We start from the raw sequence: 25840 nt of genomic DNA on the forward strand, positions 1-25840 counted from the left end.
GTCTGAACCGTTGGTTACGGCGACATGGCGTGCGGGATATCGGGGGGCGGCTCCCGGACGTCCACGGCGCGGAAACGAACGTAACGGATGCGGGGGAGCCGCGGGGAGGCGGGTTCCGGTCAGGCCGTGCGGCGGCGCAGCAGGGTGAAGGCGGTGGCGAGGACGAGGGCGGTGAGGGCGAGGACGATGCCGGTCTCCACGAACTGGAGGGGCCAGAAGTGGGAGGCGGGGTGGTACTGGACGTAGTAGCCGGTGATGTCGACCGACTTGAGGCACTTGGCCTGTTCGAAGCACGTGTCGGGGACATGGCGGCCGGTGGAGGTGACGGCGCCCCGGTCGCCGACGAGAACGTCGCGCGGTGCGTCGTACCCGGTGTTCAGGGGGCTGGTGCGGGTCACCCACGGCCACAGGTGCGGGCGGGCGTACGTGAGGGCGGTGCGGGCGAGGCCCATGACGGCGATCGCGAGCCCGAACGAGGAGAAGACGTGGCGCCGGAGCAGGCCCGCGAGGGTGCCGACGGCGAGGCCGAGCAGAGGGTAGACGACGGCGAGGGTGCCGTTGGCGGTGAAGGTCCCGTCGTTCCACCAGTTCCAGGTGACCGGCACCTGGTGGGCGTCGAACAGCAGCCGGTGCAGCAGGACCAGCACGGTGCTGCCCGCGGTGACCAGCGCGGCCGGGACGGCGAGCGTGGTGGCCAGCCAGCGGGTCGGGGAGACGCTCTGGGTCCAGGCCAGGCGGGTGGTGCCGCGCTCCAGTTCGCCGGCGAGGGTGATGCCCGCCCAGATGGCGACGAGGTAGGGGACCCAGCCGATCGCGAACTCGGCGACCGCGTGGGCCGCGTGGTACAGGCTGATCGCGCTGCTCCAGTCGCAGCCGTGCGCGGTGCACTTGCGCCGCCAGTCGGCCTGGGCGGCGCTCCCTCCGGGGCCGTAGGCCCACACCAGGACCCCGGAGACGAGGGCGACGTACACCCCCCAGCCGATCAGGATGCCCCGGTGCAGGCGCAGCACGGTGCGCCACATGCGGGCGGGTCTGGGGCGGACCGTCGGGTCCACGGCGAGGGCGGTCATACGGCGGCTGCCTTGCGTGCGGGCGCCGACGGACCGGTCCGGCGCTTGAGGAGTCGGAACGCGGCCACGGTCAGGGCGGCGGTGACGGCGAGGATGATCGCGGTGGTCGTCAACTGGAGGGGCCAGTAGTGGGATTGGGGGTGGTAGTCGTTGTAGTAGCTGACGGCGTCGAGCTTGGTGTAGAGGGTCTGGCAGTTCGCCCAACTGGAGCCCCCGCAGTGCGGGTCGGCGATGTGGGCGCCGGCGGCGGTGACCAGGCCCTGGTCGACGACGATGCCGGAGCCGGCCGGGGTGGTGTGCTGGAGGCTGCTGAGCTTGGTCACGGTGGGCCACAGGTGCGGCGTCGCGATGGCCATGAGGCTCCACAGCAACCCCGTGCCGCACAGCGAACCGACCAGCGAGGCAAGGGAGTTGCGCTTGAGCAGGCCGAAGAGGGCGCCGATCACCAGGGCGGCCAGGGCCATGGCGGCGGTGGCCGGGCCGTTGGCGGCGTAGGTGCCGATGTCGTACCAGTCCTTGGCGGTGTCGATCCGGCCCTGGCCCGCCGACCAGGCCCAGTGGTGCAGCCCCACCAGCAGTCCGGAGCCGACGGCGACCAGGACAGCCGGGAGGGCGAGCTTGGCGGCGAGCCAGCGGGCCGGGGAGACCGACTGGGTCCACGCCAACTGCGCGGTGCCGTGCTCCAGTTCGCGGCTGGTCAGCGCGGCGCCGGACCAGGCGGCGACCAGGACCGGGGTGGCGACGACGGCGATGGTCGTGTAGGTGTACCAGGTCTTGTAGCGGCCGACCGCGCTCGGGACGTAGACGCAGCCGTTCGTCGCGCAGGCGTGGTACTGCTTCCAGCCCTCGGCCGACGCGTCGGTCAGCGGGCCGCCCACCCACAGCAGGAGGCCGGCGAGGACGAGCACGAACACGGCCCAGACCAGCAGGGCGGGCCGGTGCAGACGCAGCAGCCAGCGGAGCAGATGCGGCGAGGATCCGGCCGGGCGCCCGGTGACCGGCGGTGTGGCGAGGGCGGTCATGTGGCGGCCTCCGGGGTGTCGGGGGTGGGTGGGTGCTGGAGGCTGGGGGTAAAACTAACCATTGTCATAGCGTGTGAGTGGTTAGAAAAGACCCCAGCCTCCAGAGGGCGCAGGGTCGCCGGGGGCGTCGCGAGGGCGGTCACGCGACGGTCTCCCCGGTCTTGGCGGCGGGGGCGGTGCCGGCCTCGGGGTTGCGCAGATAGGAGAGGACCAGCTCCTCCAACGAGGGCGTGCTGGTACGCCAGTCGGTGTCGAGCGGGCTCAAGGGGCGGACCAGGGCGCTGAGTTGGCGGCCGGTGGTGCGGGACTCGACCACCGTGTGCGGGGCGAGGTCCGTGTGTGCGGGCGCGGACACATGGGCGTGCGCGGCGAGCAGTTCGTCGATCTCGCCGGCGAGGCGGACCCGGCCGCCGCCGATCAGCAGCAAGTGGTCGCAGGAGTCCTCCAGTTCGGCCACGACGTGCGAGGACATCACGATCGTGGTGCCGGACTCGGCGGCCTGCGCCATCAGGACACCCATCATCTCGTGCCGGGCCAGCGGGTCCAGGTCGGCCATCGGCTCGTCCAGGAGCAGCAGTTCGGGCCGCTTGGCCAGCGCGAGGGCGAGGGCGACGCGGGTGCACTGGCCGCCGGAGAGGGTGCGGATACGGGACTTCGGGTTCAAGTCCCCGCCGTCCACGATGCGTTGGGCGACGGAGGCGTCCCAGCGGTCGGTGTTCAGGTCGGCGCCCATGCGCAGCGTCTCGGCGACGGTGAGCTGCGGGTAGAGGGGCTTGTCCTGCGCGACGTAGGCGACCCGCTCGCGGGCCGCGCCCGCCGCCGCGCCCAGGACGGACAGTGTGCCCTCGGTCGGGGCGAGCAGTCCGGCGGCCAGGGCGAGGAGCGTGGACTTGCCCGCGCCGTTCGGTCCCACGACCGCGCAGACGCGTCCGGCGGGCAGCCGGAAGGCGCAGTCCCGCAGGGCCCACCCTCCCCGCCGGCCGAACCGCTTGCCGAGAGCGGCGGCCTCTATCGCGGCGGTGCCTGTCATCAGTCTTCTCCTTGGAAGTGCTTGTCGAGTACGGCGGTGAAGAGTGCGGCGACGTCGTCCCGGCCGAGTCCGGCCTCCCGGGCCCGCGCGGCCCAGTCGTCGAGCTCTAACCGCAGCGGCGAGTCCGCGGGCGTGATGCTCAGCCCCTTGCGGATGAAGGTGCCGAGACCGCGCCGGGCCTCGACCAGCCCCTCGCGCTCCAGCTCGCGGTAGGCCTTCAGAACGGTGTTCGGGTTGATGGCCGTGGCCTCGACGACCTCGCGGGCCGTCGGCAGCTTGTCGCCGGGCTCCAGCATCCCCAGGTGCAGTGCCTGCTTGGTCTGCTGGACGATCTGTACATAGGTGGCCACGCCGCTGTGCCGGTCGATGCGGTACTCGACCACTCGCTTCCACCACCCTTTCACTAATTGAGTAGTGAAAGGGTGGTGCAGGAGGGCTGAGAAAGTCAAGTGAGATCGATGTGCCGGTCCGTGAACCGATCGGCGGGGCTCGTGCGATGAGGAGACGTGAGCGATACGGGAAGCGACGGGGAGCTGCTGCGGGCCATCGCGGCGGACGGCGACCGGCGCGCGTTCGAGGAGCTGTACCGGCGGTACGCGCCCTGGCTGACCGCGCGGCTGCGCGGCCGGTGTGCCGACGCCGGGATGGTCGACGACGTCGTACAGGAGACGTTTCTCGCGGTGTGGCGGGGCAGTGCGCGCTACCGCGAGGACGGCGACGTGGCCGGGTGGCTGTGGCGGATCGGGTCGCGGCGGCTGATCGACGTGCTGCGCGGCGACGGGGCGCGCGGCCGGCTGCGGCAGGCGCTGGGGCGGCTGCGGCACCGGGACGAGGCGTCGGCGGAGGAGCGCGTGCTCGCGGGGGTGGAGCACGGGGACCTCGCGGGCGCGCTGGTCCGGCTGTCGCCGGAGCTGCGGGCGGTCCTCCAGGCCACCGTGATCGACGGGCTGACCACCCGGGAGGCCGCCGTGCTGCTGGGCATCCCGGCCGGCACGGTCAAGACACGGGCCATGCGGGCCCGTAAGCAACTGCGGGAGGAGCTGGCATGACCTGGCATGTGGCCGAAGACGACGTACGCGCCTATGCGCGGGGCGAGTTGGCACCGCCCATGCTCTGGTCCGCCGACACCCACCTCGCGAAGTGCGCCGAGTGCCGGGCCCTGCTGGCGTCGGTCACCGACCCGGTGGCCCTCGACGCGGGCTGGGAACGCCTCGACGCCGAACTCGACGCCCCCAGAAGGGGGTTGGTGGAATCCCTGCTCGTGCGGATCGGCGTCGCCGACCACACGGCACGGCTGCTCGCGGCGACACCGGTGCTGCGCCGCTCGTGGTTCGGCGCGGTGGCGCTGCTGCTCGTGATGACGGTCCTGGTGACCGACGCCTCGAACGTCGCGACCCCCAACGTCTTCCTCGCCCTCGCTCCGCTGCTGCCGCTCGCGGGCGTGGCGATGGCGTACGGCCCGGTGCTCGACCCGACCTACGAGATGACGGTCGTGTCCCCGATGCACGGCTTCAAGCTCCTGATGATCCGGACAACCGCCGTACTGGTGGCGGGACTCGGCCTCAACGGCCTCGCGACCCTGGCCCTGCCCGGATACGGCCTCGCCGCCCTGGCCTGGCTGCTGCCCGCGCTCGCCCTCACCTCGACGAGCCTCGCGCTGACCCCGCGCCTGGGCCCGGTCCTCGCGCCGGGTGTGGTCGGCGGAGCGTGGACCGTCCTGCTGATGGTGGCCCACGGGCGGGCTGCGCACGGCGGCACGCTCGCCCCGTTCACCGCGACCGGCCAGACGGTGGCCGCGGCGGTGGCGGTCCTCGCCGCGGGCCTCCTGTACCTGGCCCGCGACCGCTTCGACACCAAGACCCCGGGCTTCGGCCCAACAGCCTGACTTATCAAGCGACTTCACGCCTCACTTCATGCCACTTCCCGACTGGAGTACGTCATGACCACCACCGTCTCCGCGGCCGGGCTCAGCCTGCGCTACGGCCTGACGACCGCCCTCGACGACGTGTCGCTGCGGCTCACCGAAGGCGTCACCGGCCTGCTGGGCCCCAACGGGGCCGGAAAGACAACCCTGTTGAGGGTGCTGGCCACCGCGGTCCCCGCCGACGAGGGCACGTTCACCGTCCTCGGCCACGACCCGCGCACTCCCGCCGGCCGCCAGGCGACCCGGCGCGTGCTCGGCTACCTCCCGCAGACACCGGGCTTCCACCCCGACTTCACGGCCTTCGACTTCGTCGACTACGTCGCGATCCTCAAGGAGTTGACCGACCGCACCGCCCGCCACAACGAGGTACGGCGCGTGCTCGCCGAGGTCGACCTGTCGGACGTACGCGGCAAGCGCATCAAGAAGCTGTCCGGCGGTATGCGCCAGCGGGTCGCGCTCGCGGCGGCGCTGGTGGGCGACCCCGGCTTCCTGGTCCTGGACGAGCCGACGGTCGGCCTGGACCCCGAACAGCGCATGCGCTTCAGGGAGTTGATCGCCCGCGCGGGGGAGGGGCGAACAGTACTCCTCTCCACCCACCAGACCGAGGACGTGGCGATGCTCTGCCACCGCGTCGTCGTGATGGCCGTCGGCCGCGTCCGCTTCGACGGCACCCCGGCCGAACTCACCGCACGGGCCGCGGGCCGCGTGTGGAGCAGCTCGGAACGGGACCCGAACGCGAAGGCGGGCTGGCGCACCGGCCTGGGCGTCTTCCGCAACGTGGGCGACCCGCCGCCCGGCGCCGAACTCGTCGAACCCACCCTGGAGGACGGCTACTTGCTCACCCTCGACGGCATGCACGCGGAGGCGACGGCATGAGCACCGTACTGACCCTGACCCCGGCCGACACGCACACGGCACCCGCCCGCCCGTCATGGCAGGCGATCTTCGCCCTGGCCCGCTTCGAGTCCCGCAAACTCCTCCTCCGTATCCCGGTGCTGTTCATGCTGGCGGCCTACGTCGCCTGGATCGTGTGGCGCACCAAGAACGACTGGTACGGCTATCCGGCCCTCCAGGACGTCGACCGCGCCACCCAGACGGGCCCGCTGCTGGTCGGCTTCGCGGTCCTGCTCTGCGTCAACCAGGCCGTCCTGCGTTCCCAACGGCACGACACGGAGCGGCTGTTCGGGGTCCTGGTCCTCGAACCCTGGCGCCGTACGGCAGCCCACGCGCTGTCGATCCTGCCGGTGACCGGACTCGTCGCGCTGGGCGTGGCGGTCCAGTTCGGCTGGCAGGCGGTCAAGTCGACGGCGGTGGGCACGGGTTCGGTGGGCGAGCTGCTGGTAGGCCCGCTGTGCGTGCTGCTGTGCGGGGCGATCGGCCTGCTGATGGCGAGGGTGGTGCCCAAGCCGTTCGCGATCCCGGTGGCCGCGGTACTGCTCCTCGTGTTCTCCGTCCTCGCGCCGGTGTCGATCGGCGGCGGCGGTGCCACCGCCTGGCTGCCCCCGGTCGTCGGCGAGGGGAGCACCAAGACGATCCCCTCCGACCTGATCGGCCGCCCGGCCGCCTCGCACGCCCTGTACCTGACGGGCCTGGTCCTGGCGCTGACCCTGCTCGCGGTGCTGATCAGCAAGGGCCGCACGAAGACGGTGACGGCGGTACTGGCAGGCTCCCTCGTCGGAGCGATCGCCCTCGGCACGGTGGGCGGAATCGCCCAGGCGGCAGGCGTCCCGTCGGAGACGGTCGCGGCCCGCACCCGGGCCACCCTCACCCCGCAGAAGGTCGAGTCCTGCGTCCGGCACGGCCGTTCGACGTACTGCGCGTTCCCCGAGTGGGTCCCCAGGACGGCGACATGGGCCGACGTCACGGACCACGTCCAGTCCCTCGCGGGCGGCACCGCCCAGACCCAGGAGCTGCTCGTACGGCAACGGGTCGAGGCCCGCGACGGCATGGAGGCCGACGGCGCGATCGCCCCGTCCCGCACGCCGAACCAGGTGACCGTCCGCACGATGTGGGGCGGCCCCCGGACGCCGGAGTTCTCGGCCGCGGTCGCCTCCGTACTGGTCGTCGGGAACGAGAACGCCGGCAGTGACGTGTGCGACGGCCGCATGGTCACCATCATGTGGCTGGCCCTGGGCTGGACGTCCGACCCGGTCTCCGAACTCCGCGCGGTCCGCCTGAGCGACACCGTGACCGGCTCCTCCATCGTCCTGTCGCCGACCGACGGAATGTCCATGACGGCCGGACAGACCAGCGTCGTAAGGGAGTTGCTCGCGGCGGGCCCGTCCACGGTCACCCCGAAGGTGAAGGCGCACTGGGCCGAACTGACGTCTCCGAAGGTGACGACGGCAAAGGTCGCTCAGCTGCTGGGCGTCAAGGGTCCGGCCGGGGCGGACAAGTGCGAGTGATGACGAGGGGGAGGGAGAGCGGGGCGGCCGAACAGGCGGGCGTCCAACTCCCTTCTACGACAAGGGTGTTGGCGCAGCTGATCCGACCGGTCCTGCGCGCCCTGCCGGTACGGGCGCTGGGCGCGACCGCGGCGGTGGCCCTCCTGATCGCGGCGCTACCCCGCCTCCTCTCGGACGAACCGGACCCGTGGTCCGCGCTCGTCGCCCTGCGCGCCGCCGCCCTCACCTTCGCCCTGGGCCTGGCCTTCGTCCTCGACGACCCGGCCCGCGACCTGACCTCCTCGGTACCGACCCGCCGCATCCTCCGCACGACCCTGCGGGTGGCACTGGTGGCCCCGTTCGCGGCGGCCTGGTGGACAGCGGCGGTCCTGCTGATCCCGTCGAAGATCCGCCCTCCGGTGGGCGACATGACCCTGGAGGCGGCAGCGGCGGCGGTCCTCTCCCTCGCGGCAGCGGCGGCGGCCCTCCGCTTCACGGCCGAACCGGAACCGGGCCAGCGCGTGGCCGCCGGGTTCCTGGTCATCGCCCTGGTGTCGCCCCTCGCCCTCCCCAACGACTGGGGGATGTACGTCGCCCCGACGGAGAAGCCGTGGGGGGTGGGGCATGACCACTGGGCGATGGTGTTGGTGGGGGCGGCGCTGGTGTGGGCGGCGTGCGGACCGGAACCGGTGAAGCGCAGGCGGCTGATTCCCACCCGGTCGGCAGGATCCGGCCTGTCCGGCGTCTGAGGACGAGGCGGTTCAGGGTCCGGGGTTCTCGTGGTCGGCGGGGGTGTTGCGGTTCGGGGCGTGGGACGCCGATCCCCAACCGCCGGAGCTGCCAAGGGCGTTGGAGGAACTCGGTGACGCGGAGGACGGGCGCGGTCTCGCACTGGTCCGGGCCTGTGCCGACCAGTGGGGCCGGCAGCCGTTGTCCCGGAACGGCAGGCGGGGCGCCCAGCGTCAGGGGGGAGGGGTGACCCGCAGAAATGTGACACTCAAGCGGAAAGTGTCACACTTTCGCGGGGAGGGTCCCCTCCGGCGGGGACGGGCAAAGGGCCGCACCGCCCGAGCAGGCGCAGTGAACCCTACGACTCCGAGCGGTACATCAGGTCCGTCTCGTACGTCGTGAACCCCAGCCGCTCGTACACCGACACCGCCGCCTTGTTGTCCGCGTCGACGTACAGCATCGCCGTAGGAAGCCCCTGCAAGGCCAGGTGCCGTAGGCCGATCGTCGTCAGCGCCTTGCCGAGCCCGCCGCCCTGCGCACCCGGCAACACCCCCACCACATACACCTCACCCAGCTGCTCCTCCGCGTGGACCTTGGTCCAGTGGAAGCCCACCAGGTCGCCGTCCCGTTCCGCCAGGAAGAACCCCGAGGGATCGAACCACGCCTCGGACTTACGGTCGTCCAGGTCGCCCTGGGTGAGGGAACCCTGCTCGGGGTGGTGGGCGAAGGCCGCGGCGTTCACGGCCAGCCATGCCGCGTCATCGACGCCGGGGACGAAGGTGCGTACGGTCACGCCCTCCGCGAGTACCGGATCGGGCAGCTCCAGGTCGGTCAACGGCCGTCGCAGCTGGCGGAGTTCACGGAACATGGTGAGCCCGAGAACCTGCGCGAGATGACGCGCCGCGGCATGCCCACCGTGCGCCCACACCCGGAGCCGTTTCCCGGACGCGGCCAGCAGCGCGGCGCCCAGCGCCCGCCCGTGACCGTGCCCCCGGTGCGAGGGATGGACGACGAGTTCGGCGGCCGGCGCCTCCACCGGGTCGGTGTCCTCCAACTGCGCGTAGCCCACGAGTTCTTCGCCCAGGGTGAGCAGCAGATGCGAGACCCCGTCCCGCTCACCCCCGCGGATCCGCAACCGCCCCTGCTCGGACACCGCCTGCTGCCCGTCGACGCGGGCGGCCTCGGCGATCAGCGCGAGGACGGCCTCCGCCTGGTCCGGGGTGAGCGCGGAGTACGTCTCGATGGAACGGGAGCCGGGCGCGGGCCGTACGGTGTCGTCGCTGGTCATGGGTATGAGGGTAAGCCGATCCCCCCGCAAAGTGGCGGCAAAGAAGAAACCAGGATGTAACCAAGAACCCCCTGTCACGCTACGCGCGTTGACCCTAGGCTGCGCCGGAACGTGGTGACCTTCTCAGCCGACACACAGGGGGGCTCATGCCAGCCACAACCCAGCCGAACCGCCCGCGCAGACGCCGTACCGCCGCACTCCTCGCCGCCACGGTGAGCCTGGCCACGGCGGGTGCGCTGGCCGCCGCACTGCCCGCCGACGCACACGGCAACCCGAGCGGAAAGGGAAGCGGAAGCGGCCACGGGCACAGCTCCAAGCCCAGCCGCTACCAGGACGTACAACTCCTCTCCTTCAACGACCTGCACGGCAACCTGGAGCCGCCGACCGGTTCCTCCGGCCGGGTCACCGAACTCCAGGCGGACGGTACGACGAAGACGATCGACGCGGGTGGCGTCGAGTACCTCGCGACGCACCTGCGCGACGCCCGCAAGGGCAACCCGTACTCGGTCACCGCGGCCGGCGGCGACATGGTCGGCGCGTCCCCGCTGATCTCGGGCCTGTTCCACGACGAGCCGACGATCGAGGCCCTCAACAAGCTCGACCTGGACGTCACTTCGGTCGGCAACCACGAGTTCGACGAGGGCGCGAAGGAGCTGGCCCGCCTCCAGAACGGCGGCTGCCACCCCACCGACGGCTGCTACACGGACAAGAAGTTCAAGGGCGCCGACTTCCCCTACCTCGCGGCCAACGTCCTCGGCGAGAAGACCAACAAGCCGATCCTGAAGCCGTATTGGGTGTGGAAGAAGAAGGACGTCAAGATCGGCTTCATCGGCGTGACCCTGGAGGGCACCCCGGGCATCGTCTCCGCGGACGGCGTCAAGGGCCTGAAGTTCAAGGACGAGGTCGAGACGATCAACAAGTACGCCAAGGAACTGCAGAAGCAGGGCGTGCAGTCGATCGTCGCGCTGATCCACGAGGGCGGCTTCCCGGCGTCCGCGTCGTACAACTACGACTGTGACGCGTCCGGTTCGGGCTCCGGCATCTCCGGCCCGATCGTCGACATCGCGAAGAACGTCACCCCGGCGGTCGACGCCCTCGTCACCGGCCACACCCACAACGCGTACGTCTGCACGATCGACGACCCAAGTGGCAAGCCCCGCATGGTCACTTCGGCGGCCTCCTTCGGCCGCCTCTACACGGACACGACGCTGACCTACGACCGTAGGACCCACGACATCGCGCGTACGGCGGTCAAGTCGGCCAACCACGTGGTCACCCGGACCGTGCCCAAGGCCGCCGACATGACCTCGCTGATCAGCAAGTGGAACACCCTCGCGGCGCCCATCGGCAACCGCGCGATCGGTTACATCGCCGGTGACGTGAACAGCACCGGCACCGAGTCCCCGATGGGCGACCTCATCGCGGACGCCCAACTCGCCTACGGCAAGAAGCTGGACCCGGAGACCGACCTCGCGCTGATGAACCCGGGCGGGGTGCGGGCGGGCCTGACCTACAAGGCCACCGGCGCCGAGGGCGACGGCGTGGTGACGTACGCCGAGGGCTTCACGGTGCAGCCGTTCGCCAACACGGTGAACCTCCAGGACTTCACGGGGGCCCAGGTGATCCAGGCGCTCAAGGAACAGGTGAGCGGCACGAACACGGCGGCGCCGAAGGTGCTCCAGGTGTCGTCCGGGCTGACGTACACGCTGGACCTGACGAAGACGGGCGCGGACCGGGTGGTGACGGACTCGATCAAGCTCAACGGTTCCGCCATCGACCCGGCCGCGACGTACCGCGTCGCGACGAACAGCTTCCTCGCGGGCGGCGGCGACGGCTTCACGACGCTGGGACAGGGCACGGGTGACCTGGTCGGCACGGACGACCTGACCGCGCTGGCGGACTACCTGACGGCGAACTCGTCGGCGACGGCCCCGCTGGTGCCCCCGGCGGCGAACCGGATCACGGTCGTGCAGTAGCAGTCAGCAGTTCTTCCCTGCTCAGGGGCCCGGTGCCGCGTAGGTCGGCACCGGGCCCCTTCTGTTTTCCCGTTTTAAATTCTGTGTAAGACCGGGTTCAGTTCCGCACATTCCATAAGAGTCTTCCACAGGGATTGCTCAGGAAGGTCTAAGGCGAAAAGGCTTTTCCTGCGTCAGGAGTCCAGTAGTGTTTTCCATGTCGAAAGCGAACAGCGCAAACGACAGAAGCAGAACAGAGACGAAGGAGAGCACGATGAGCTTCCACAAGATCGCCCCGGTGAAGAAGACCCGCAAGCCGGCCCCGGCGCCCAAGAAGGCCCCGAAGAAGCCTGCTCTGGCCCCGAAGCGCCGCCCGGTCGGCCACAAGTAGACCTTCTGACCAGCGGCAATAAACCGCAGTAAACCGCAGATAAGAATTCCCAGGGAGGAAAATAAACCATGAGCTTCAACAAGATTCACCCCATCAAGCAGACCCGCAAGCCCGCCCCGGCCCCCAAGAAGCCGGCGCCGAAGAAGCCCGCCCCGAAGCGTCGCCCGGTCGCCCACAAGGGCTGACAGAGGATTTACAGACGTAATTCAGAAGCAATTCAAAGGCAATTGCAGCAGATCGGTAGAGGAACTGTTGCAGAACCGCAGCAGAGCCGGCAGCAGCCGCGACAGAGAGGGACACAGACATGAGCTTCCACAAGATCGCCCCGGTGAAGAAGGCCCACAAGCCGGCCCCGGCCCCGAAGAAGAAGCCCTCGGAGAAGCCCTCCAGGAAGCCCGCTGCCGCCCCGAAGCGTCGTCCGGTCGGCCACAAGTAAGCCGCGGGGCCGGCCGTAGAAGACAAACAGCACCCGCAGCACCACCTCGTATCAAGCCGCCGCAGGGCGGCACCCCCAGGGAGGGAATCCACCATGAGCTTCCACAAGATCGCCCCCGTCAAGAAGGCCCACAAGCCCGCCCCGGCGCCCAAGAAGCCCGCGCCGAAGAAGCCGGCTCCGGCCCCGAAGCGTCGTCCGGTCGGCCACAAGTAAGCCGCGGGGCCGGCCGTAGAAGACCCGCAGCACCCGCAGCACCCGCACCACTCACAGCACCCGCAGTACTACCCGCGCCACTCGCACCACTCCACAACTCGCCGCAGCTGAGCGGCACTTACCGGGAGGGACCCCGCCATGAGCTTCCACAAGATCGTCCCCGTCAAGAAGCACCGCAAGCCGGCCCCGGCCCCCAAGAAGCCCGCGCCGAAGAAGCCCGCGCCGAAGCGCCCCGTCGGCCACAAGGGCTGATCGCGCACACCCTGAGGCGGGGCCACCGGTTAGCGAGCGGACTCGCTCCGGTGGCCCCGCCTCGGCCATGACCAGCCCACGCTCTGAAGGGAGTTGACCATGAGGGAAGCCCGTGAGGCCTTCCGCCGTTTCTGGCCGCTGACCCGCGGTGACCGTAAATGGCTCGCGGTGATCATCGCGTGCGTCGTCGTGTCGGCGCTCTCGGAGACCGCCGCGATCCTGCTGTTCGCGGACCTCACCGACAACGCCCTCAAGTCCGGTTCGCTGTCCGCCTTCTGGGGCCCGGCCGCGGCCTGGCTCGGCGTCGCCGCACTGGGCGCGCTCGTCGGCTACTTCGGCAACTCCCTCGCCACCTGGACCGCCGAACGCTTCGTCCTGCGCCTGCGCGCGAACGTCTTCCGCCACGTCCAGGACCTCCCACCCCACTTCTTCCAGAAGCACCGCCAGGGCGACCTCGTCGAACGCCTCACCGGAGACGTCGAGGCCATCGAGCAGATGGTCGTGTCCGGAGTCGTAGGCACGATCTCGGCCGCCTTCTCCGCGGTCTTCTACGCCTGCGCCGCCCTCTACCTGCGCTGGGACCTGGCCCTGGCCACCTTCGTCCTGGCCCCCCTCTTCCTCGTCGCGGCCCGCCGTTTCTCGGGCCGCATCAAGCAGGCCTCGCAGGACGAACGGGTCGCCGACGGAGCGATCACCTCGGTCGTCGAGGAGTCCCTCGGCAACGTGGTCCTCACCCAGGCGTACAACCGCCGCCGCGACGAGGAGAAGCGCCTCGACGTCGAAGCCCGCGCGTGGATGAAGGCATCGGTCCGCGGCGCCCGCCTGAGCGAGATGTACGAGCAGTTCGTGGAGGTGGTGGAAACCCTCTGCGTGCTGTCGGTCATCGGCCTCGGCGTCTGGGAGATCTCCGCCGACCGCATGACCCTCGGCGCCCTCCTCGCCTTCGCGGCCTTCATCGGCTACCTCTACCCGCCGGTCCGCAACCTCGGCCAGCTCGGCCTCACCCTCACCGCCGCCACGGCCGGCGCCGCCCGCATCAACGAGATCCTGGACGCCACCCCGTCCGTCGGCGATCCCGGCCAGCCCGTCCCCGCCTGGCCCGTCCACGGCTGGGTCAGCTTCCACGGCGTGACCTTCGCCTACCCCGGCGCGGCCCGGAACTCGGTCGACGACGTCACCTTCCGGGCGGACCCGGGCGAGCTGGTGATCATCACGGGCGAGAGCGGCGCGGGCAAGTCCACGCTCTCCAAACTCCTCACCCGCTTCTACGACCCCTCGGCGGGCGTGATCTGCCTCGACGGCGTCCCCCTCCGCGACGTACCCCTCGAATTCCTGAGGGAGAACGTCGCGTTGCTCCCCCAGCAGACCCTCATCCTCAACGGCACGGTCCGCGAGAACATCGAGTGCGGACGCCCCGGCGCGACGGACGAGGACATCGAACGGGCGGCGCGATCGGCAGCGGCCCACGACTTCATCGCGTCCCTTCCCCAGGGCTACGACACTCAACTCGCCCCCGGTACGGCGGCGTTGTCCGGCGGCCAGCTCCAACGGATCGCGATCGCAAGGGCGATGCTCCGCGAGGCTCCGGTCCTGGTCCTCGACGAACCGACCGCCGGCCTCGACTCGGTGGCCGCCCGCCAGGTGATCCAGCCTCTACGCCGCCTGATGTCCGGCCGTACGACCATCATGATCACCCACGACCTGAGCCTCGCCCCGGACGCGGACCGCATCCTGGTCGTCGAGGGCGGACGCCTGGTGGAGACGGGCACGCACGCGGAGCTGGTGGCAAGGGGCGGCGCGTACGCGCGACTTGCGGGTCCGCTCCCCGAAATGGCGATCACGGGAACGGGACGGCATCGTTCGGAGGACACGATGACCCTGCGCCAGGTCCCGCCCCAGGTACCGGACGAGACGATGATCCTGCGGCTGCCGAAGAGATAGAAGGGGGAGATCAAGTAGAGGGAGATCAAGCAGGCGGAGCGGCACGGAGGCTGTACCCGAGCCCCCGCACGGTGTGGATGAGCCGCGGTTCGCCGCGGCTCTCCAGTTTCCGGCGCAGGTACATGACGTACACATCAAGGGTGTTGGACGCGGGCTCGAAGTCGAAGCCCCACACGTGCCGGTGGATCTGCGACCGGGTGAGCGCGGCACCCGGATGCCTCAACAGGTGCTCCAGCAACAGGAATTCGGTCCGGGTGAGATCGAGCGGCTGTCCGTCACGGGTGACGGTACGGGTACGCAGGTCCATGACCAGATCCTGAAGGACGAGCCGTTCGAGCTCGGACGGAGCCTCGTCGGCGGCGGTCCGCTGGGCACTGCGCCGCAGCAACGCCCGTACACGCGCGAGGAGTTCCTCGATGGCGAACGGCTTGCTGAGGTAGTCGTCGGCACCGTTGTCGAGGGCGACGATACGGTCGCCGACCGCGTCCCGCCCGGTGATCATCAGGATCGGCACGGTGGACCCGGAGGCACGGATACGCCGCGTGGCGGCGAGCCCGTCCAGCTCGGGCATGGTGACGTCCATCAGCACGAGGTCGGGCGCGGCGGCATCGTCCAATGCGCCGAGGAGATCGAGGGCGGTACGCCCGTCTCCGGCGAGGACGGTCTCGTACCCCTCGAATCTGAGCAGTCGACCGAGCCCTTCCCGTACGTCCACGTCGTCGTCGGCCAGCAGGATCTTCCGCGCCATCCGAACACGGTGTGACGGGCGGCTGTGCTGGGGCTGGCAGGGGGTTATGCGTGGGCTGAGGGCCCAAGGGTCGGGGGTGTCGTTCAGTCCGCGCGGCGGCGACGGTAGGCACGGGTCTTGTTCCGGTTCCCGCAGGCGTCCATCGAGCACCAGCGGCCGCCGCCGTTGCGCGAGGTGTCGTAGAAGGCCCAACGGCAGTCCGGCGAGGCGCACAGTTTCAGACGACTCCAACCGCCACCGGCGACGCTCGCGGCGACCGTCTCCACGATGGCATCGAGGCCGGGCGTATCGCTGTCGGCGACGAGACGCAGCCCGCTGCCGCCCGCGTCCGGAGCCAGCACCAGGGGAAAAGGGGCGAGGGCCCGAGAGGTCTCGGCACGGTCGGTACCGTCGGCGTTGTCGGCTCCGCTGGTGAGGGCATCCCGCAGACCGGCACGGAGCGCGAGGGCGGCGGTCAGATCGGACGGCCGCAGTTCCTGCCCCGAGCTGACCAGTCCATGAGCCTCCAGCCACGCCAACAGGCCCTGGACAGAGGTCAGTTCGTCGTTGCCGGTGTGCCGCTCCCCGTGCGAGCTGAAGGATCTTTCGTCGAGCGTGTTGAGGAACTGCTCGACCAGGACGAGATCTACGACGCCATCACTCACGACACCACCGTACCGCGAAGCCGGTGTTGACGGCGCGCGACACCGGCTATACGTTTTGAAGGTGTCGAAAACATGGACGACCTCATGGCGGAAGCCAACGACGGACACCATCCCCAGCCCCTTGCTGGAGGTGCCGGACGCGGACCTCGACGACCTGCGGGCCCGCCTGCGCGGGACGAGGTGGGCGGAACCATGGCCCGTGGCCGAGTGGCAGGCGGGCACCGACGCCAAAGAGCTGAGGCGCCTGACCGAGTACTGGGCCGACGGCTATGACTGGCGCGCCCACGAGACCACGATCAACGAGCTTCCGTCCCACTTCGCCGCGATCGACGGCACGACCGTGCACTACCTACGCTTCGACGCCGAACGCGAGGGCGCCCTGCCGCTGGTCCTGACCAACGGCTGGCCGAGCACGTTCTACGAGCTGGTCGAACTGGCACAAAGGCTCTCGACACCGTCGCGCTACGGCGGTGATCCGCAGGACGCGTTCACGGTGATCGTGCCGTCCCTCCCGGGCTTCACGTTCTCGTCCCCGCCCCCGAGCCTGACGGACCAGTCACCGCCCACCCACGAACTGTGGCACCGCCTGATGCACGACGAGTTGGGCTTCGAGCACTACGGCGCGCACGGTGGCGACCTGGGTTCGGGGATCACGGCGCGCCTCGGTCATGCCCACCCCGAGAGCGTGGTCGGCATCCACTTGCTGGACATCCTGAGCACACCCCCGGACCCCACCGCCGCCCAACTGACCGACGAGGAACGGGAGTACCTGACCACCTTCGCTGCCTGGTCCCAGGAAGAGGGCGCGTACGCCCACCAGCAACGCACCCGTCCACTCACCCTGGCCCAGGGCCTGAGCGACTCCCCGTCGGGCCTGCTGGGTTGGATGCTGGAGAAATACCGTTCCTGGAGCGACTGTGAAGGGAACGTCTCGACCCGCTTCACAGACGACTTCCTTCTCACCCAGGCGTCGCTGTACTGGTTCACGAACACGATCGGGACGTCGTTCATCCCCTACTACGCGTCCGGCCAGGGCCTCCTCCCGAAGCTGGACCGGGTGGAGGTGCCAACCGCCCTGGCCCTGTTCCCCGCCAACCTCGGCGCCGGCACCCCCGCCCCTCGCGGCTTCGTGGAACGCAAGTACCGCCTCACCCGGTACACGACGATGCCGCGAGGCGGTCACTTCCCGGCCCACGAGGAACCGGAGTTGCTGGCCGAGGACATCACCGAGTTCTTCAGGTCGGTGAGTTGAGTCGATGTCGTACGGCTGGAGGTCGTACGGCTAGAGCCGGGACTGCTCCCGGAACTCGCGGCCGGGGGGCGGGACTTGGGACTCCCAGCGCCAGTGCAGGAGGACGGCGAGCAGGGCGAAGGCGCCAAGGGGAACGCAGACAAGCAGCAGCAGCGGCTCGGCGTCCCGGCCGGTCGCTATCCGCCACACCGTGACCAGGAACATGGCCACCAGCACCAACAGGGCGCCGCTGGTGGCCCGTTCCCAGGCCTTACGGTGACCGGATTGCCGCCGGATCCGCTCCTCGACCTCGGGCCGCCGCTCCCAGGCCATGCCGCGGTGCCGGGCGGACGCGGTGTGCAGGTCGGCGACCTCGGCCCAGAGGTCCGGGAGCTGCCAGTCGTCGAGGTAGGGGAGGCGTCCCCTGCGGCCGTCGTTTTCGTAGAGGTAGGTGAACGACTTGACGTCGGCGCGGTGTTGGCCCGGATTGGTCTCTACGCGGAGATCGTAGATGTCGTGCCAGGCCCACCTGCGCACGCGGAAGGCTCCACGCGTGCAGACACCGTCGGCCCCCACGGTGGTGCGTCCCCGTCGCACGGTGAGAACCGCCCAGACAACCAGCAGCGCCATGAGCGCCACCGCGAGCAGCTTGTACCGGGCGGGGATGGTGTTGTCGGGCCGCGCCATCTGAAGAGCGAAGTTCCCTTCGACGATGCACAGGGCGACGAACCTTCCCCGGGACATCTTTCTCCGCCTGCTGTACTCCCGCTCGATCCCCCGTCCGTCGTCGCGCTCGTCCTCGTCGTCCCCGCCCATCGACCTTCCCCAGAACCGGTGTTGTTCGCTGGACTACGCCATGACCACGAACGCGGCAGCCGCGGCGATGAGGGCTGTGACCAACACCGCGGCCGAGACCGTGCGGTGTCGCGCGCGGCGCCGTATCCGGTCCTCCACCTCGGGGCGCAACTCCCAGGCCATGCCCCGGTGTTGGGCGGACTCGGCACGCAGGTCCGCGAGTTCGGCGTGGAAGTCGGGGAGTTGCCAGTCGTCGAAGTAGGGGAGGAGCACCCTGCGGCCGTCGTTGCCGTAGACATAGGTCGTCCACTGGGCGTTCTCGGTGCGCCCGACCGGGTTCAGTTCGGCCCGGATGTCGTAGACGTCGTGCCAGGCCCGGGTGGCTGTCCGTACGGCGTTGCGGGCGCTGATCCCCTGAGTGCCTACGATCGTGCGGCCCCGCTGCCGGTGGAGCAGGACCAGCGCGGTCTTGCCCAGGAGGAGCGCCAGGATCACGATCTCGGCCCCGCGCCGGGAGACGTAGGGGTTCGTCGACGCATCCAGGACGAGGTAGACGCCGATGACTACGTTGATGCCGACCTGCCACCACACGATGGACAACGTTCTTCGCCGTCCGTACTCCCGCTCGATCCCGCTCATGGACCCTCCCCCGGTCAACAGCAGAGGGGGATCGTATGGCAGCAACCTGTGCACGTCAGGAGGGGGTGCCACCGTTCGCAGAGGCGGTCAGGAGTTCCTCGGCTCTGTGAGCACAGGTGGACCTGTTCCCGCCGTCCGGCGTCGGAACAGATCCGCCCACCACCTCAAGGTTGCGGTCAGTGGCCTGTCGTCCGCACGCGGAACCGGGACGCAGCGCGGCCATGGTAAAGCTATGGTGGAGCCATGGCGGAGAACACGACCATCCAGGTGTCCCGGCAGGCCCGAGACCATCTCGCCCAGGTCGCCAAGGAGCACGGGATGACCTTGGGCCAGTTCGTCGAGCAGTTGGCCGGCGAGCAGCTGACGGTGGAGCAGATCGCGGAGCGGGTGGCCGCCGACCGGAAGGTCGTCCGAGACGTGATCGGCTTGGACATCAGCGACGAGGAGTTCGACAGGGCGCCTGACATCCTCGGCAACGTGTACAAAGTCGCTGCCGAGAAGATCCGTAGGGCGCGAGGCGCGGCGGCGTGATCATTCTGGACACCGGTGCCACTCGTGCTCTCGCGAACGGGCACAAGACGCTGAACCTTCTCGCCGCGAACATGGCCCACACTCCAGGCGACCTGCTTCGGATTCCCGCGCTCTGCCTCATGCGGGCGGAGTCCGAGGACGCGGACGCCGGGGACCGTGTGCTCGCGTTCTCCTCGGTGGTCGTCGACGACTTGACCACGGTCTCCTCGGTCACCCTCGGCACCATGATCCGTGACGGGTACGGCGGACCGGACACCTGTCACGCCCTGTACTGTGCCCTGCCGCGAGCCGAGTTCACCGGCATGTCGATTCTCCTGACAACCCGGGAAGAGGCTTACCCGCCGGGTGTGGTCACTGTCGACATCGACTCCCCCGGAATGCTCGGCTTCCACTGAGGGCGAATGCGACGGGCGGATGCTGAGACACGCCGACCCTTCCCCCGCGAAGTGTGACACTTCCCGCCGAAGTGTCACACTTTTTCAACTCGCTTACTGAGTGGCGGAGCTTTCGGGCGGTGCAGTCGGCGTCCCCGGAATCCGTACGGTCGCCACCGTGCCCCCACCCGGCGCGTGCGCCAGGGTCACCTCGCCGCCGGCCTGCTCCACCGTGCGGGCGACGATCGACAGGCCCAACCCCGAGCCGGGCAGCGCCCGTGCGCTCGGTGAACGCCAGAACCGGTCGAAGACGTGCGGGAGTTCGTCGGCGGGGATGCCGGGGCCGTGGTCGCGGACGGTGAGAACGCCGCGCGTGAGCTGGACCTCGATCGTGCCGCCCTCGGGGCTGAACTTCACCGCGTTGTCGAGGATGTTGACGACCGCGCGTTCCAGGGCGGAGGGCTCCGACTGGACGTACCAGGGTTGTACGTCCGCGGTGATCGTCAACTCCGGGCCGCGCAGCCTGGCTCGGCGCAGGGCGGATTCCACGGTGTCCTGGAGCGAGACCACCTGGACGCGCTCACCCCGTTGGCCCTCCGAGCGGGACAACTCCTGCAAGTCGCCGATCAGGGACGCGAGTTCGGTCATCTGCGCCTTCACCGAGGCGAGGAGCGCCTTGCGGTCGGCCGGGGGGATCGGGCGGCCCGTCTCCTCGCTGCGGGTGAGGAGTTCGACGTTCGTACGGAGGGAGGTGAGGGGGGTGCGGAGTTCGTGACCGGCGTCCGCGATGAGTTGCTGTTGCAGCTCGCGGGAGTTGGCGAGGGAGGTCGTCATCGAGTTGAACGAGCGGGAGAGGCGGGCGATCTCGTCGTCGCTGTCCTCGTCCACGGGGATGCGGATGGCCAAGTCCTCGGTACGGGCCACGTGTTCGACGGCCTCGGTGAGTTTGTCGACGGGGCGGAGACCTGCGCGGGCGACCGCGAGGCCTGCGGCTCCGGCGCCGACGACTCCGATGCCGGAGACGACGAGGAGAACGAGGGCGAGTTCGTTCAGGGTGTTCTGGGTGCTCTTGAGAGGAACCGCGACGACGAGTGCGGTGTCGGGGTACAGCTGAGGGAGGGTCGGGCCCTGCTTGACGAGCAGAGGCGTGGTCAGCACGCGTACGGCGTTGCCCTTCGAGTCGACGCCGTTGCGGAACACCTGCTTGAGGGTGGACGGAAGTGACGTGAGGGTACTCGCGTCCTTGATCACGTCCGTGTCGGCACCGGCGACCTTGACGACGCCTGCCGAACCGGAGGAAACACAGAACTTCCCGCTGGACTTGACCAGTTGGAGATAGGTGGTCTGCGTCCGGAGCCCGTTGAAGCCGCTCGGATCGGTGGTGTCGCTCTGCGTGCTGTCGACGGTCTGCGGGCAAGCTTGGAGGAACTCCACAACATCATCGGTATGCTGCGGCTGCGCCATCTGCCGTAGATCAGCGTCGACCTGCTCGTACAACTTCCCCTGCACGATGAACCAACAGGTCACCGATACCGCCGCCACCCCGAACGCCACCGCCGCCGCGACCAACATCGCCAGCCGCGACCGGATCGGCAGGGTCCGGAACCGGTGCAGGAACCGGTCGAGGACGTTCTTCACTCGGCCCCACCCTGCCGCAGCACATACCCCACACCCCGAACCGTGTGCACCAGCCGAGGCTCACCCCCCGCTTCCGTCTTCCGGCGCAGGTACATCACGTACACATCAAGGGAGTTGGAGGACGGCTCGAAGTCGAAGCCCCACACCGCCTTCAGGATCTGCTCGCGGGTGAGGACCTGCCGGGGATGCGCCAGGAACATCTCCAACAGCGTGAACTCCGTGCGGGTCAGCTCGACTTGGCGGCCGTTCCGGGTGACCTCACGCGTCGCGAGGTCCATGCGGAGGTCGGCGAAGGTCAGGGAGTCGTCCTCGGGGGCGTTCCCGGCGGCGGCTGCCGCAGCGTACGAACTGCGGCGCAGCAACGCCCGTACCCGCGCGAAGAGTTCGTCGAGTTCGAAGGGCTTGACCAGGTAGTCGTCGGCGCCCGCGTCCAGGCCGGTGACGCGGTCGCCGACCGTGTCGCGGGCCGTCAGCATCAGGATCGGGGTCGTCGTGCCGGCGCCCCGCATCCGGCGGGCCGCCGTCAGGCCGTCCATGCGCGGCATCTGGATGTCGAGGACGACCAGGTCGGGCTGGTACGCGGTCGCCTTCTCCAGCGCGTCCGCGCCGTCGACGGCGACCTCGGTGTCGTACCCCTCGAACGCGAGGCTGCGCTGGAGTGCTTCGCGTACCGCCGGCTCGTCGTCGACGATCAGGATGCGCTGGGTGTCACGGTCGCCTTCGGCGGGGCTCATGGGCTGGATTCCTCGGGTGCGGTGGGACGGGGAGACAACGATCGGCTGGTCGCAATCAGCCTCGCATGTTTCCCGGCCGGTGCGTGAAGAGGGGAGGAAGTGAGAAAAAGGGTGAGATCAGCCTCGCCCCTCAATCCTCGATGAGATCAGCCGCGCATCGTCTGGAGACGGTTCAGCGGCACCTTGCGGTGGTGCGGGCGGGCCGCGCTGGTGCGCAGGCCCATCAGCTCCGGGACGGGTGCCACCTCCGGCGCCCGCGCCGCCGGCGCGTGCAGTTCGTACGCCACCCCGAGGGCCAGGCCGAGACCGGCCGCTCCGGTGTCGGTCACCGTGTGCGAAACCTGCTTGATCATGACGTACTCCCTACTGATCACTGATCAGAGAACACTGACCGTTGAACTACGGACCTAGCTGTCGGAACCGCCCGCCCGCAGCGAAGCCAGGTCCGCCTTGACGGTGTTGATCGGGATGGCGAAGCCGATGCCGATGCTTCCGGCCTCGGACGACGAGGACGAGGAGTCCGAACTGGACGAGTACATCGCGGAGTTGATGCCGATGATGTTGCCGTTCGCGTCGATCAGGGCGCCGCCGGAGTTGCCGGGGTTGAGGGACGCGTCGGTCTGGATCGCCTTGTACGTCGTCGTGGACGAACCGGTGTCGCCGTTGAACTGCTGGCCGCCGAACTGGAACGGCCACTGGCCGCTGCCGCCGCTCGAATCCGAACCCTGGCTCTGGCTCTCGTCGGTCGAGACGGTCACGTCACGGTTCAGGGCGGAGACGATGCCGCTGGTGACCGTGCCGGTCAGGCCTTCGGGGGAGCCGATCGCGACGACCGTGTCGCCGATCTGGACGCCGGCGGAGTTGCCGAGGGTGGCCGCCTTCAGGCCGGAGGCGTTCTCCAGCTTGAGGAGCGCGAGGTCCTTCTTGCTGTCGGTGCCGACGACCTTCGCGGTGTACGACTTGCCGTCGCTCGTCTTGACCTTGATGGACGAGGCGCCGGAGATGACGTGGTTGTTGGTGACGATCTGGCCGTCGGTCGTGATGATCACGCCGGCGCCGGTCGACGAGCCGTTGCTCAGGGTGGCCTCGACCTCGACCACGCTCGGGCTGACGGTCGCGGCGATCGTGGCGACGTCGCCCTTCTTGCTGGAGGGCACGACGGCCGTCGTGGTGCTGGAGGTGGCGACGGTGTCCTTGCCGGTCAGCTCCTGGAAGGCGTACGCCGTGCCGCCGCCGACGGCCGCGGCGACGATCGCCACGGCGGCGAGCAGCGCGAACGGACCCCGGGTGCGCTTCTTCGGCTTGGGCGCCTCGCCCTGGACGTGGGTGAGGAGAGCGGTGTCGCCGCCGCCGTGACCGCCGCTGCCGTCGGCGGCGAGAGCTCCGCCGTCACCGGCGCCGTAGCCGTCACCGCCGCCGTACGCTCCGCCGTCGGCGCCGAAGGCGGCCTGCGGGGCGGGCGAGGGGGCGGGAGTCCGGTCCGGCCAACCGGGCGCGGCCGGCTGCTGCGTCTGCTGTACGGGCTGAGCCTGCTGTACGGGCTGAGCCTGTTGCACCGGCTGAGACTGCTGCACCGGCTGGTAGGCCGGCGGGGGCGGCCACTCCGGGTTCACGGGAGAAGAGGCGTGCTGCTGCTGGGGGTACGCCTGCGGCTGGTCGCCCTGGGGGGTCTCGTACTCGCCGCTGCGGCGGAAGCTCTCGGTCATGGAACAGAGCCTGTCGCGCGATCATGAGAGGTACCTGAGTCCCCGCTGAGAAGCCCGACAGAACCTCGTATGCCCGATATAAAGACGCCGGAGCCCCGGAAACTCGGGGAAACGGGAGGTTGCGGGGGAGTGAGTGCACGGCACGCGCCGGACGAATACTTGTGTGACCCCTGTGTAGCACGTGTGTGCGGTGACGGACGGGGCCTACGATCTCCGGGCCGGAGGGGGGCTCCGCGGACAGTGCCGGTACATGCGCCGCTACGGACAGCATGTCGCCGGCCCTGCGTGGTCGCGTCGTACGCCCTTCTCGGGCCCACTACGACACCCACACCAGGAGCCCAGAGTGATACGTGCCCTGCGCGGCCGGCTGAGACGCCCCGCCATGGCGTTCCCGGCCGCCGCCCTCGCGCTGGCGCTGAGCTGCGCCGGCGTTCTCGCGGCCCAGCCCGCCACCGCGGCGGACAGCCCGACCCCACCGCCGTCCGCCACCGCGGACGACAGCCCGCCCGGACTGCCTTCCGCCGCCGCTGCCGCCCGGGCCGCGCTTCCGCGGCCCACCGCCTCCGACAAGGAACTGCGCTCCCGCGTCGTCGACGCCGCCCGCACCCAGGCGACCGCCAAGAAGACGGCGACCAAGTCCCCGTACATCATCGGCGGCACGGAGACGACGATCTCCAGCGCGCCGTGGATGGTCCAGCTCGCCTACTACGACGACACGAGCGGCGACGGCTACTTCTGCGGCGGCACCCTCGTCGCCCCGAACAAGGTCCTCACCGCCGCGCACTGCGTCGCGGGCCTGGACTGGACGAAGAACGGCGCGGTCCTGGCCGGCGCGACCGGCCTGTACGACGACACCAGCGGCACGGTCACGGGCGTCCTGCACCAGTGGAACCACCCGCGCTTCAACGCCGAGACCGCGCAGAACGACATCGCGGTCCTCACCCTGGACCGCCCCCTGGACCAGCAGTGGATGCGGCTGGCCTACCTAAACGACCTCGGGTACGTCACCCCGGGCGCGAAGGCCACGGTCTACGGCTGGGGACTGACCTCCGGCACCGGCACCGACCTCTCCGCGAACCTGAAAAAGGCCACGCTGCCGATCGTCGACGACGCGACCTGCGACAGCGCGATGAAGTCGGTCCTCGGGGACGACGAGTTCATCGAGGGCTCGATGTTCTGCGCGGGCACCCCTGCCTCCGGCACCGACGAGGGCACCACGAGCCCCTGCAACGGCGATTCCGGCGGTCCGGTGATCGTCGACAACAAGGTCATCGGCATCGTCTCCTGGGGCGTGGCCGGCTGCACCGCCAAGGGCGCCTACCCGGTCTTCACCAAGGTCGGCTCGTACGCCTGGGCCGCCCAGCCGCGCATCGACGACACCGACCTGTCCTACGACGGCCGTGCCGACCTGCTCGGCCGTACGCCCTCGGGCGGCCTGTTCCAGCAGGACAGCAAGGGCACCTCGCTCGCGCAGCGCGCCTACCAGGGAAACGGCTGGCAGACGGCGAGTTGGGCCCTGCAGGCCGACCTGGACCGGGACTACTACCAGGACCTGGTCATCCGCGACGCGACGGACGGCCACCTCTGGCGCGACTACATCGACGAAACCACGGGCCAGTACACGTGGCAGCAGATCACCTCGGTGTGGGGCGGCTACAAGTCGTACGCGATCCCCGGCGACCTGACCGGTGACGCCCGCCCCGACCTGGTCGCGGTGGACGCCGACGGCTCGGTCTACCTCTACCCGGGCAAGGGCGACGGCGAGTTCTACGGCAAGGTCAAGGTCGTCGACAAGGCGTGGAAGAACGTCAGGATCTTCGGTCACGGCGACCTGACCGGCGACGGCCGCGCCGACCTCCTGGTCCGCAACTCCTCCGGCGTCCTCTACCTCTACGCGGGCACCCAGGTCGAGCACACCCCGTGGAAGACCCGAGTCCAGGCCCGTACCGGCTGGAACTTCACGTCGTACGTCGCCAACGGTGACGTCACGGGAGACGGCATCGCGGACGTCGTCACCCGTGACTCGGGCGGCACGCTGTGGCTCTACCCGGGCACCAACAAGGCGACGACGGCCCTCTTCGGGACGCGGATCAAGCTGGGCACGGGCTACAACCAGTACAACCTGCTGTTCTGACCCGAACCCCGTAGCAGTGGTACGGCGGTCC

General features: G+C 69.8%; 25 protein-coding genes and 1 pseudogene. 13 read left to right on the forward strand and 13 right to left on the reverse strand.

From position 1 onward, the window contains the following. Positions 1-119: 119 nt before the first annotated feature. The 4 genes from OG407_RS28010 to OG407_RS28025 form a co-directional block, all read right to left on the reverse strand. The gene (locus OG407_RS28010; protein ID WP_405862193.1) at positions 120-1070 is read right to left on the reverse strand and encodes a hypothetical protein; all 951 of its coding nucleotides are present in this window, start codon (positions 1068-1070) and stop codon (positions 120-122) included. After that, positions 1067-2092, reverse strand: a complete 1026-nt coding sequence (locus OG407_RS28015; RefSeq protein ID WP_405862195.1) for an ABC transporter permease — start codon at positions 2090-2092, stop codon at positions 1067-1069. Before OG407_RS28015 ends, OG407_RS28010 begins: the two co-directional genes overlap by 4 nt. Before the next feature lie 139 nt (positions 2093-2231). Beyond that, positions 2232-3122, reverse strand: a complete 891-nt coding sequence (locus OG407_RS28020; protein ID WP_405862197.1) for an ABC transporter ATP-binding protein — start codon at positions 3120-3122, stop codon at positions 2232-2234. Next, positions 3122-3505 carry a GntR family transcriptional regulator gene (locus OG407_RS28025; RefSeq protein WP_317776018.1) on the reverse strand — a complete coding sequence of 128 codons (384 nt, stop codon included), beginning with the start codon at positions 3503-3505 and terminating at the stop codon, positions 3122-3124. Before OG407_RS28025 ends, OG407_RS28020 begins: the two co-directional genes overlap by 1 nt. 123 nt (positions 3506-3628) lie before the next feature. Between OG407_RS28025 and OG407_RS28030 the strand changes: the two genes are divergently transcribed. The 6 genes and pseudogenes from OG407_RS28030 to OG407_RS28055 all read left to right on the forward strand — a co-directional run. Further along, complete coding sequence (locus tag OG407_RS28030) at positions 3629-4171, forward strand: RNA polymerase sigma factor (protein ID WP_393752802.1); 543 nt, start codon at positions 3629-3631, stop codon at positions 4169-4171. Next, positions 4168-5007 carry a zf-HC2 domain-containing protein gene (locus tag OG407_RS28035; RefSeq protein WP_405862199.1) on the forward strand — a complete coding sequence of 280 codons (840 nt, stop codon included), beginning with the start codon at positions 4168-4170 and terminating at the stop codon, positions 5005-5007. Before OG407_RS28030 ends, OG407_RS28035 begins: the two co-directional genes overlap by 4 nt. A gap of 54 nt (positions 5008-5061) precedes the next feature. Further along, positions 5062-5922, forward strand: coding sequence for an ABC transporter ATP-binding protein (locus tag OG407_RS28040; protein WP_405862201.1), 861 nt, complete (start codon positions 5062-5064; stop codon positions 5920-5922). Continuing rightward, positions 5919-7451 carry an ABC transporter permease gene (locus OG407_RS28045; RefSeq protein WP_405862203.1) on the forward strand — a complete coding sequence of 511 codons (1533 nt, stop codon included), beginning with the start codon at positions 5919-5921 and terminating at the stop codon, positions 7449-7451. The genes OG407_RS28040 and OG407_RS28045 overlap by 4 nt, the downstream gene beginning before the upstream one ends. Before the next feature lie 65 nt (positions 7452-7516). After that, complete coding sequence (locus tag OG407_RS28050) at positions 7517-8179, forward strand: ABC transporter (RefSeq protein WP_405868645.1); 663 nt, start codon at positions 7517-7519, stop codon at positions 8177-8179. 31 nt (positions 8180-8210) lie between these two features. Then, positions 8211-8384 (forward strand): annotated as a pseudogene (locus tag OG407_RS28055) (ATP-binding protein); the annotation flags it as partial. Between the two features lie 133 nt (positions 8385-8517). Here OG407_RS28055 and mshD read toward each other — a convergent pair. Beyond that, the gene (gene mshD, locus OG407_RS28060) at positions 8518-9447 is read right to left on the reverse strand and encodes a mycothiol synthase (RefSeq protein WP_405862205.1); all 930 of its coding nucleotides are present in this window, start codon (positions 9445-9447) and stop codon (positions 8518-8520) included. 146 nt (positions 9448-9593) lie between these two features. On the opposite strand from mshD, the gene OG407_RS28065 reads away from it, so the two are divergent. The 3 genes from OG407_RS28065 (at position 9594) to OG407_RS28075 (ending at position 14635) form a co-directional block, all read left to right on the forward strand. Further along, positions 9594-11423 (forward strand): bifunctional metallophosphatase/5'-nucleotidase, encoded by a 1830-nt coding sequence (locus OG407_RS28065; protein WP_405862207.1) that lies wholly within the window; start codon positions 9594-9596, stop codon positions 11421-11423. Between the two features lie 674 nt (positions 11424-12097). Next, positions 12098-12229 carry a hypothetical protein gene (locus OG407_RS28070; RefSeq protein WP_405862209.1) on the forward strand — a complete coding sequence of 44 codons (132 nt, stop codon included), beginning with the start codon at positions 12098-12100 and terminating at the stop codon, positions 12227-12229. A gap of 564 nt (positions 12230-12793) precedes the next feature. Continuing rightward, the gene (locus OG407_RS28075) at positions 12794-14635 is read left to right on the forward strand and encodes an ABC transporter ATP-binding protein (RefSeq protein ID WP_405862211.1); all 1842 of its coding nucleotides are present in this window, start codon (positions 12794-12796) and stop codon (positions 14633-14635) included. A gap of 25 nt (positions 14636-14660) precedes the next feature. Here OG407_RS28075 and OG407_RS28080 read toward each other — a convergent pair whose 3' ends face one another. Together OG407_RS28080 and OG407_RS28085 are read right to left on the reverse strand one after the other, a co-directional pair. After that, on the reverse strand, positions 14661-15383 hold the full coding sequence (locus OG407_RS28080) for a response regulator transcription factor (protein ID WP_405862213.1): 723 nt from the start codon (positions 15381-15383) through the stop codon (positions 14661-14663). An 83-nt stretch (positions 15384-15466) separates the two neighbouring features. Beyond that, complete coding sequence (locus OG407_RS28085) at positions 15467-16027, reverse strand: CGNR zinc finger domain-containing protein (protein WP_405862215.1); 561 nt, start codon at positions 16025-16027, stop codon at positions 15467-15469. Between the two features lie 61 nt (positions 16028-16088). Between OG407_RS28085 and OG407_RS28090 the strand changes: the two genes are divergently transcribed. Beyond that, positions 16089-17279, forward strand: coding sequence for an epoxide hydrolase family protein (locus OG407_RS28090; RefSeq protein WP_405862217.1), 1191 nt, complete (start codon positions 16089-16091; stop codon positions 17277-17279). 30 nt (positions 17280-17309) lie between these two features. On the opposite strand, the gene OG407_RS28095 is transcribed toward OG407_RS28090, so the two are convergent. After that, positions 17310-18074, reverse strand: a complete 765-nt coding sequence (locus OG407_RS28095; RefSeq protein ID WP_405862219.1) for a PH domain-containing protein — start codon at positions 18072-18074, stop codon at positions 17310-17312. Positions 18075-18107: 33 nt separating this feature from the next. Beyond that, on the reverse strand, positions 18108-18692 hold the full coding sequence (locus OG407_RS28100; protein ID WP_405862221.1) for a PH domain-containing protein: 585 nt from the start codon (positions 18690-18692) through the stop codon (positions 18108-18110). Between the two features lie 243 nt (positions 18693-18935). On the opposite strand from OG407_RS28100, the gene OG407_RS28105 reads away from it, so the two are divergent. Together OG407_RS28105 and OG407_RS28110 are read left to right on the forward strand one after the other, a co-directional pair. Then, positions 18936-19223 (forward strand): hypothetical protein, encoded by a 288-nt coding sequence (locus tag OG407_RS28105; RefSeq protein ID WP_328682074.1) that lies wholly within the window; start codon positions 18936-18938, stop codon positions 19221-19223. Then, a complete protein-coding gene (locus OG407_RS28110) occupies positions 19220-19618 on the forward strand; it encodes a hypothetical protein (protein ID WP_405862223.1) in 399 nt (132 codons plus the stop codon). The genes OG407_RS28105 and OG407_RS28110 overlap by 4 nt, the downstream gene beginning before the upstream one ends. Before the next feature lie 93 nt (positions 19619-19711). On the opposite strand, the gene OG407_RS28115 is transcribed toward OG407_RS28110, so the two are convergent. From OG407_RS28115 to OG407_RS28130, 4 genes are all read right to left on the reverse strand, one after another. Next, a complete protein-coding gene (locus OG407_RS28115; protein WP_405868647.1) occupies positions 19712-21169 on the reverse strand; it encodes a sensor histidine kinase in 1458 nt (485 codons plus the stop codon). 62 nt (positions 21170-21231) lie between these two features. Continuing rightward, on the reverse strand, positions 21232-21969 hold the full coding sequence (locus tag OG407_RS28120) for a response regulator transcription factor (RefSeq protein WP_019064547.1): 738 nt from the start codon (positions 21967-21969) through the stop codon (positions 21232-21234). Positions 21970-22115: 146 nt separating this feature from the next. Further along, positions 22116-22322 carry a hypothetical protein gene (locus OG407_RS28125; RefSeq protein ID WP_033281327.1) on the reverse strand — a complete coding sequence of 69 codons (207 nt, stop codon included), beginning with the start codon at positions 22320-22322 and terminating at the stop codon, positions 22116-22118. Between the two features lie 54 nt (positions 22323-22376). Then, positions 22377-23675, reverse strand: a complete 1299-nt coding sequence (locus OG407_RS28130; protein ID WP_405862226.1) for a S1C family serine protease — start codon at positions 23673-23675, stop codon at positions 22377-22379. 343 nt (positions 23676-24018) lie between these two features. On the opposite strand from OG407_RS28130, the gene OG407_RS28135 reads away from it, so the two are divergent. Beyond that, complete coding sequence (locus tag OG407_RS28135) at positions 24019-25809, forward strand: trypsin-like serine protease (RefSeq protein ID WP_405862228.1); 1791 nt, start codon at positions 24019-24021, stop codon at positions 25807-25809. Positions 25810-25840 lie beyond the last annotated feature (31 nt).

The organism is Streptomyces sp. NBC_01515 (assembly GCF_045040345.1).
GTDB lineage: Bacteria > Actinomycetota > Actinomycetes > Streptomycetales > Streptomycetaceae > Streptomyces.

Bases quoted from the DNA above. Each gene is read 5' to 3' on its own strand.
- OG407_RS28045 (WP_405862203.1), top strand. From the start codon at position 5,919: ATGAGCACCGTACTGACCCTGACCCCGGCCGACACGCACACGGCACCC.
- mshD (WP_405862205.1), bottom strand. From the start codon at position 9,447: ATGACCAGCGACGACACCGTACGGCCCGCGCCCGGCTCCCGTTCCATC.
- OG407_RS28040 (WP_405862201.1), top strand. From the start codon at position 5,062: ATGACCACCACCGTCTCCGCGGCCGGGCTCAGCCTGCGCTACGGCCTG.
- OG407_RS28035 (WP_405862199.1), top strand. From the start codon at position 4,168: ATGACCTGGCATGTGGCCGAAGACGACGTACGCGCCTATGCGCGGGGC.
- OG407_RS28100 (WP_405862221.1), bottom strand. From the start codon at position 18,692: ATGAGCGGGATCGAGCGGGAGTACGGACGGCGAAGAACGTTGTCCATC.
- OG407_RS28015 (WP_405862195.1), bottom strand. From the start codon at position 2,092: ATGACCGCCCTCGCCACACCGCCGGTCACCGGGCGCCCGGCCGGATCC.
- OG407_RS28020 (WP_405862197.1), bottom strand. From the start codon at position 3,122: ATGACAGGCACCGCCGCGATAGAGGCCGCCGCTCTCGGCAAGCGGTTC.
- OG407_RS28130 (WP_405862226.1), bottom strand. From the start codon at position 23,675: ATGACCGAGAGCTTCCGCCGCAGCGGCGAGTACGAGACCCCCCAGGGC.
- OG407_RS28075 (WP_405862211.1), top strand. From the start codon at position 12,794: ATGAGGGAAGCCCGTGAGGCCTTCCGCCGTTTCTGGCCGCTGACCCGC.
- OG407_RS28115 (WP_405868647.1), bottom strand. From the start codon at position 21,169: ATGTTGGTCGCGGCGGCGGTGGCGTTCGGGGTGGCGGCGGTATCGGTG.
- OG407_RS28105 (WP_328682074.1), top strand. From the start codon at position 18,936: ATGGCGGAGAACACGACCATCCAGGTGTCCCGGCAGGCCCGAGACCAT.
- OG407_RS28070 (WP_405862209.1), top strand. From the start codon at position 12,098: ATGAGCTTCCACAAGATCGCCCCGGTGAAGAAGGCCCACAAGCCGGCC.
- OG407_RS28125 (WP_033281327.1), bottom strand. From the start codon at position 22,322: ATGATCAAGCAGGTTTCGCACACGGTGACCGACACCGGAGCGGCCGGT.
- OG407_RS28010 (WP_405862193.1), bottom strand. From the start codon at position 1,070: ATGACCGCCCTCGCCGTGGACCCGACGGTCCGCCCCAGACCCGCCCGC.
- OG407_RS28095 (WP_405862219.1), bottom strand. From the start codon at position 18,074: ATGGGCGGGGACGACGAGGACGAGCGCGACGACGGACGGGGGATCGAG.
- OG407_RS28065 (WP_405862207.1), top strand. From the start codon at position 9,594: ATGCCAGCCACAACCCAGCCGAACCGCCCGCGCAGACGCCGTACCGCC.
- OG407_RS28080 (WP_405862213.1), bottom strand. From the start codon at position 15,383: ATGGCGCGGAAGATCCTGCTGGCCGACGACGACGTGGACGTACGGGAA.
- OG407_RS28120 (WP_019064547.1), bottom strand. From the start codon at position 21,969: ATGAGCCCCGCCGAAGGCGACCGTGACACCCAGCGCATCCTGATCGTC.